This window comes from Scytonema sp. UIC 10036, from assembly GCF_009725235.1.
The window spans coordinates 1-6,529 of record NZ_WJFC01000358.1 but is presented as its reverse complement, the minus strand read 5'-3'; the positions used below and the strand labels follow the sequence as shown (position 1 = coordinate 6,529).

At 38.0% G+C, this 6,529-nt stretch carries 9 protein-coding genes; 6 read left to right on the top strand and 3 right to left on the bottom strand.

Features of this window, described 5'->3' with window-relative positions; translation table 11 throughout:
* The first annotated feature begins 63 nt into the window (after positions 1-63).
* On the top strand, positions 64-909 hold the full coding sequence (locus F7734_RS59995; protein WP_166482834.1) for a M28 family peptidase: 846 nt from the start codon (positions 64-66) through the stop codon (positions 907-909).
* A 20-nt stretch (positions 910-929) separates the two neighbouring features.
* On the opposite strand, the gene F7734_RS59990 is transcribed toward F7734_RS59995, so the two are convergent.
* Positions 930-1,862, bottom strand: coding sequence for a bestrophin family ion channel (locus tag F7734_RS59990; protein ID WP_155753636.1), 933 nt, complete (start codon positions 1,860-1,862; stop codon positions 930-932).
* Between the two features lie 454 nt (positions 1,863-2,316).
* On the opposite strand from F7734_RS59990, the gene F7734_RS59985 reads away from it, so the two are divergent.
* From F7734_RS59985 to F7734_RS59975, 3 genes are read left to right on the top strand one after another with little or no spacing between them, the layout of a single operon-like run.
* Entirely contained in the window at positions 2,317-2,634 is a 318-nt protein-coding gene (locus F7734_RS59985) for a hypothetical protein (RefSeq protein ID WP_155753635.1), read from the top strand.
* A complete protein-coding gene (locus F7734_RS59980) occupies positions 2,631-2,999 on the top strand; it encodes an aspartyl protease (protein WP_155753634.1) in 369 nt (122 codons plus the stop codon). The genes F7734_RS59985 and F7734_RS59980 overlap by 4 nt, the downstream gene beginning before the upstream one ends.
* 17 nt (positions 3,000-3,016) lie before the next feature.
* Positions 3,017-3,376, top strand: coding sequence for a hypothetical protein (locus F7734_RS59975; RefSeq protein WP_243147640.1), 360 nt, complete (start codon positions 3,017-3,019; stop codon positions 3,374-3,376).
* Positions 3,377-3,706: 330 nt separating this feature from the next.
* Here the strand turns inward: F7734_RS59975 and F7734_RS59970 are convergent, their stop codons facing one another.
* Positions 3,707-4,519: a lecithin retinol acyltransferase family protein gene (locus F7734_RS59970; RefSeq protein WP_155753633.1), complete on the bottom strand. Its 813-nt coding sequence runs from the start codon at positions 4,517-4,519 to the stop codon at positions 3,707-3,709.
* A 494-nt stretch (positions 4,520-5,013) separates the two neighbouring features.
* On the opposite strand from F7734_RS59970, the gene F7734_RS59965 reads away from it, so the two are divergent.
* Positions 5,014-5,229, top strand: coding sequence for a DUF2945 domain-containing protein (locus tag F7734_RS59965; RefSeq protein ID WP_166482833.1), 216 nt, complete (start codon positions 5,014-5,016; stop codon positions 5,227-5,229).
* A gap of 9 nt (positions 5,230-5,238) precedes the next feature.
* Positions 5,239-5,568 carry a DUF3140 domain-containing protein gene (locus F7734_RS59960; protein WP_155753632.1) on the top strand — a complete coding sequence of 110 codons (330 nt, stop codon included), beginning with the start codon at positions 5,239-5,241 and terminating at the stop codon, positions 5,566-5,568.
* A gap of 97 nt (positions 5,569-5,665) precedes the next feature.
* Here F7734_RS59960 and F7734_RS59955 read toward each other — a convergent pair whose 3' ends face one another.
* Positions 5,666-6,019, bottom strand: a complete 354-nt coding sequence (locus F7734_RS59955; protein ID WP_155753631.1) for a late competence development ComFB family protein — start codon at positions 6,017-6,019, stop codon at positions 5,666-5,668.
* Positions 6,020-6,529: the final 510 nt, after the last annotated feature.

Sequence of the window (6,529 nt, the reverse complement as noted above, 5' to 3'; positions counted from 1 at the left end):
CCTAACCCCTAGCCCCTAACCCCTGATTCCTTTAATTAAACTGTGTTTCATACTTGTTTGTTTGTGAATCTCAAGAATCAACTGGAAAACCACCTCACTTATATAGCTCGCGATCGCGATCCCTATCTGGCAAGTGCCGGACATTTCTTCGTCCAAGAATACATTTGTCAACAATTTGCCCTCTGGGGAAGTGTGGAAATCCACACCTTTAGTGTCCGGGCGAAAACCTACAAAAACTTCATATTAAATTTACCTGCTACTCATTCGAGCAAAGGGGATTTGCCACCAATTTTAATTGGTGCTCATTACGATGCAGTACCGGGAACTAAAGGAGCTGATGATAATGCTACAGGTGTCGCAGTACTCTTAGAATTGGCAAGAATGTTCGCAACTCAACCAGGCAAGTATCCTTTACAACTTGTAGCATTTGATATGGAGGAGTACGGCTTGTTAGGTAGTAGTGACTATGCAGCCAAGCTCAAGCAAGAGGTGCGATCGCTACGCCTGATGATTTCTTTAGAAATGTTAGGTTACTGCGATCCAACACCAGGGTCCCAAGCATACCCACCTCCTTTGGAAAAATTCTACCCAAATCGTGGTGATTTTATAGCTCTCATTGGTAATTGGCGGACAATCCGCGATGTCATTTCTCTCAGCCGCAGTATTCGCAAAGCGGGTGTACCCAGCCAGTGGCTACCAGTACCGAACAGAGGTTTAATCGTGCCTCAAACAAGACGAAGCGATCATGCTCCTTTTTGGGATGCTGGTTACCCAGCAATTATGGTAACAGACACGGCATTTATGCGAAATCCTCACTATCACAAACCCAGTGATACAATTGCGACTTTGGATTTAGATTTTTTAACTGGGGTGTGTCAGGGTTTAGAAATGGGGATTCGGCGATTGTAACAAGAGTCATCGGTCACTGGTCACTGATTACTGGTCACTGTTTCCGTCCCGTTTTCTACTCTTAAGTGAACGCTAGGAGTCAGACTGATTAAGTCGTTAATGTTCTTTTTCATAGTGGTACAAATAGTATCTAAAGGCAAGTCATTTTTGTCGAGACCAAAAGGATTTTCGATCTCTATACCAATCGCTTCGATACCGAACAAAGTAAAACTAACTAAAGCAGCGATTATACCCGTCCACCAACCCAAACTCTCTACTAGTTGAAAAGGTAACAAGAGACAATAAAGTAACAGCAATTGTTTGAGATGAATGGCATAAGCTAGCGGCATAGGAGTTTTTAAAATCCGCTCGCAAGCTCCCAAACTGTCTACTAAGCTATTTAATAATTCTTGTAATGCTGTTAACTGATAACTATTTATACAATTACGATTGTACTGTAATTGTAAATAATCCCCAATCCAGAAAGCTATTTCCAAGGGAGGGTTGTTCATTGTTTTCAACGTCAGATACTTAGAAATTGGCATTAGTTCTTCCAACTCTTCATTAACACCTTGTCCGCGCAAATGTAGTTTTGTTGCTACAGCAAAAGCAACTATGAGTCGTAAAATACCTATCTTTTTCTCTTTATCTTCCGGGTTAATTTCATCTACTGAAACCCAAATTTGCCTAGCTAAATTTCGGACATCATTAACTATATTACCCCAAACTTTTCTTCCTTCCCAAAAGCGATCGTAAGCTGTATTAGTACGAAAAACTAATAATAAACCTAAAACAATGCTGGGAATCACATTAGCAAGTATTGGTTGGGAGACAGGCAGTTTAAAATGATAAAAAATAGAAATGACAAAACTAAAAATACCACAGGCAATAACGCGTCTCAAAATTGATTCAATAACTGAACCCTCTAGTTGAAAAGCTATTTGAAGCCACTTCGATTTTTTTGCTAACTTCATCAATCCTCTAAAAGGGTATCCAATCAACTGATACAATGAACCTTTGACCTTAGAAGCCTTCATATTCTTTGAGAAGTGGTAGACAGCTTTCATTTATCATAGTCCTAGAGAAAAATGCTATGCATCTAGGACACCAGTACACTGATATCATACAATCCAGTTTTTGTCAGCTGTTGGACTTTGAAAAGCGAATGTTAGAACGGTAGTTAGAACCGTAGGTAGGGCTATGCCGCACAACGTTGAACGGTTAGCACTGCCCACCCTACGCCTATGTAATAGTGATTTTAGAAGCACCGAAAGGAGTCAGCCAACCATTTTATTACTTGCATACAAGTACTTTTGGAAAAATTACAATTGCTACAGTGAATAGAGTATTTGATAAAATCGAAACAAAGACAGTTTTTTTAATAGGTTGAGAACTGTCACCACAAATCAACTTATAGTTTCTAAAACCATGACTCAAACAAAACCAACTCGCCTTCGTAGGCAAGGCAGAATATTCCCGGAATATTCTATACCGTCGGAAGAGTTAGACAAGCGGGAAGCGGAAAAGCAAGCTCGTGTGAAGCGTTATCGAGAGATTTTTATACAAGCCAGTTCTCAATTGATACAAGACCATTACAACTGGTTTATTGTGATTGAGCCACAGAGTGGAGATTATTTTATCGCTCCAGAAGAGGAGGTAGCTGTTCAAAAAGCCCGACAGAAATATCCTAATGGTATGGTTGGCATCATGCGTCTTAACGAAAGCGGAACCTGTGGCAGAATATGATTTCAGGTAGGTTCGGTGAAATTGGAGAACTAATTTTTGAAATTGAACTGATTGCGGCTGATGAAGAAAGATATCCTCTTGAAGTATTGTTAGATACTGGCTTCTTGACAGGCTGGCTGGTACTGGATGTCCAAGATATCCATAGCTTGGATTGGTCAAAGATAGAAAGTGAACGAGCGATGCAGATGGTACGTGGTGAAGAGTTTTTTGACATCTACGAAGGAAGAGTAGTACTCAATGAACAGGAATATATTATTCCTGTTCTATCAGCGACAGGAATTATTGAACCTTTATTAGGCTTACAGTGGTTGAAAATTCTGCCACTAACTGTAAATTTTGCAGCAGGAATTTTAACTTTGGGATAAAGATAAAAAGCCAGGTTATGACTCAAACAAAACCAATTCGCCTTCGTAGCCAAAGGAGAAGATTTCCAGAATATTCTATACCGTTAGAAGAGTTAGCCAAAAGGGAAAGTGAAAAGCAGCCACGTTGTCAAAAAGCTCGTCAATTATTTGACAAAGTTTCTTCTCAACTCTTAGTAGACTATTACAACTGGTTTATTATCATTGAGCCAAACACTGGAGATTATTTTATCGATCCAAATGAGGAAGTAGCTGCTCAAAAAGCACGTCAAAAATATCCAACATCCCTGACCGTCCAACTGTACCTTACTAAGATGAAATCTGCTGTATATAAAGAATACAAACACAGCCCATTGGTTTGCAATCGAAAAAACTCTTAAATAAAATGAAGATATTTTAAATATAAAGTAGGGTCAGAGCATCTTTATAGGAAAGCTTCAGTGTCAATAAGCAAGCGTTATAAATAGAATTTGTGGCTACACAAGTAAAACCCATCTACTCAGGTTTAAGAACCTCAATCTTCCGTTAGTCCGCACAGACGGACTTGGTTTGTATAACTCTAGAATTCTATCTTGAGAGCAATTTATTAAAATGGGATGCACCCTTTATATTCGCTCCAAATTTTTTATAAATACTCGCAGTAATTATTCATTTTCAGATTTTAGGAGGGCAATTTTTTCTTTTATAATTGCTACCATATTGAGACTCTTTCAGTTAGAGAAAGTGAGATTTTCTGGAGACAAAGCATCCGTGCGTTCGGGATTGCTTTTTACTATGTAATAAGTCAATAAACCAATTCCTATTCCTAGGATAGCTGGTGCAGCAACACCAAGAGCAACAGCACTACTACCACCGACAACTACAGCAGCGAGAGTTCCTGCAACCCCTGCTGCTGTTGAGGCAAATCTTCCTGCGCGTCTGGCATTTTTTCTTGCATTGCGTTCGCGTTTGGGTAAATTTTCATCATCTTCCAGTACTTTTCTAACGACTAAATCCGTTGTGACACTACTCACAAAACTCCCCAAGCCTGCAATACTCCCTGCAGTGCTACCAGCCACAGTGGGTGCTTGTTGAATTGCTGTATTGATAATTGTTTGTGATATTGGACTGATAGCTTGCACTGTAACTTTAGCTGCTTGCTGAGTAGCGAGTTGTGTTCCCAAACCAACTATACTTCCAGCTACCACACCACCGCTAATTGCACCAAACTTTTTCACTTGCTCGCTTTTGTGCTGACCTGTTTTGCAGTAATAAGCAAAATGCTCGCAGTTATTAAAAAAAACGTTGTATGCCTTCTCATATAACTTACTCTTAGCTCGTTGCACGACAATGTCATTGGCACCGCAGTTTCCGTACTCTTTTATATGAATTTTTCTGCCCTTTCCAAATCTGTGTTTAGGAATGATAGAAACTCTTTGCATATCGTAATGAATGATGTAACCATCGCCGCAGTCAATTCCATGATGAGTAACGGGAAAGCCATCAAAGAAAAAACTGACGTAAATATGATCTCCTCTAGTCATAGTGACATCTCTCTATAGAAATACGTATATCGGATTATTCTATAGAAAGATTAAGGGGATTACATTTTATTGTTCAATTGTGGAATTACGGAAAAGTATAAAAAGCTATGATTAAGCACTAGAGCCTAAAATTAGGAATAAACTTGAGTTGTGTTGGGTAAAAGCCCGAAGATACGAACAAATGTGCCAAAATGTTATTTATTATGGCTTTAATTTAAGAGCATTCTATTGTTAATTTTTATGTAGTATAGTGGCGCTCTGTAGTTGCTCAGATCCCTGACTTCTCAAAGGATGCTGTCGGCGAATGAAGACCCGACCCTCCATCTCGTTCCCAGCCTGAGGCTGGGAACGAGAGAAGTCGGGGATCTTGCACCCCCTCACGATCGATGTGGTCAAGTAGTACGTATATTTCAAGTTTTCTGTCAAGGGGCTGAAGAATTCCTTTGACAGTCACAACATAATGAACGGGTATAAAACGCAAACAGGATAAACCCGTGACAGACGAATTTAAAAAAGGCGACAAGGTTCAATGGAAAACCTCACGAGGTGAAACTACTGGTGAGGTTGAAAAAAAATTGACTTCACCTACACAGATAAAAGGACATCACGTTGCAGCTTCAAAAGATAATCCTGAGTACTTGGTCAAAAGTCACAAAACAGGAAAAGAAGCTGCTCACAAACCTAATGCTCTTGAAAAAATTGAGGAGTGATGCAGCGATATGAGTCAAAGTGTCAAATCGGTAATCGACGAATTTCACTCCTCTGTTAATATGACAGCTAAAGAACTAACAGCTTGGCTGGAAACTGAGGAATCACAATCCGTTGGGCAGAAGAAAGAAGACGATGAGTCAATTGGACATAAATCTGGTAAACACATCGTCGAAGTATTGCAAAAGAAAAAAGATGAATACACTGATGACGATATATCGCACATGAAAAAAGTCATCAGTTATATTCACCGTCATTTAGCACAACAACCTAAAGGAGATGTTGAGCATACACGTTGGCGTTACTCTTTGATGAATTGGGGACACGATCCATTAAATTAGAAAATTATGAATTATGAATGATAAATTATGAATTATAATTTTTTTCATAATTTATCATTCATAATTCATCATTCATCATTCATAATTCCTAATTCCTTTAGCCAAACCAATGAGATGGTTCACAATCGGGTTTGACTGTTTCACATAAATGATGGCTTACCCAATCCGATTTTTCATGAAAGATAGAAAATATACCTTGTTGAATCAAATTCTCTAGATGGAGTTGCTGCTCTAATGGCTGACGGCGTAACTTATAGCTTGACCAATAAGCTTTTTCTGGTTCAACTGCTTTGTAAAGGCAAGGAATCCGGCTGAGAACGTAAGCTATTAGTTCTTGTCGTAAGTCTGGAATAGCAAAAGCCTGTTGATAAGGATAATAGGGATAATTGTCTAAAATGCTTTCAATTTCTTTTATGACGGATTGTTCTGTTAAATTGACAACTGTTTTCATAAATTTTTAACTCCTGTTTCTGCAATTCATAAATTGATGAAAAATGCCAGTCATTTTTAGAAAGCTATGTTGCAATCCTACAGATAACTACAAGAAATTGAAGTAATAGTTGCTAAAATCATTAGCCTAACTTTGACTCCAAAAAATATTGAATATTTGCCAGCACTTACTTGAAGGAAAGTTAATTCTTTTTAAGAAATGTTTCTTAAAAAAATCTCATAAAAAAAGATGACGTGTTTTGTTTTATTTATAGTGCTATTTCTTAAAAATTTCTACTTTTTGGTCAGAAAAATATATAGAACGCAGTGTCAGATCCAAATAGGCTCGTTTCGTAAATAATGAAAGTTTTTTTAAATAAATTATAAATACAATTTGGTTTTCATTTTACGTTACTTAACATTTTAAGGTTCTTTTTGTATTGGTTTCTCAGAGGAGTAGGTAAGGATAAAGCCCTACCTACTCATTTAACTAAACATCAAAATCATAGAATATATTACTATTTTTGAATAT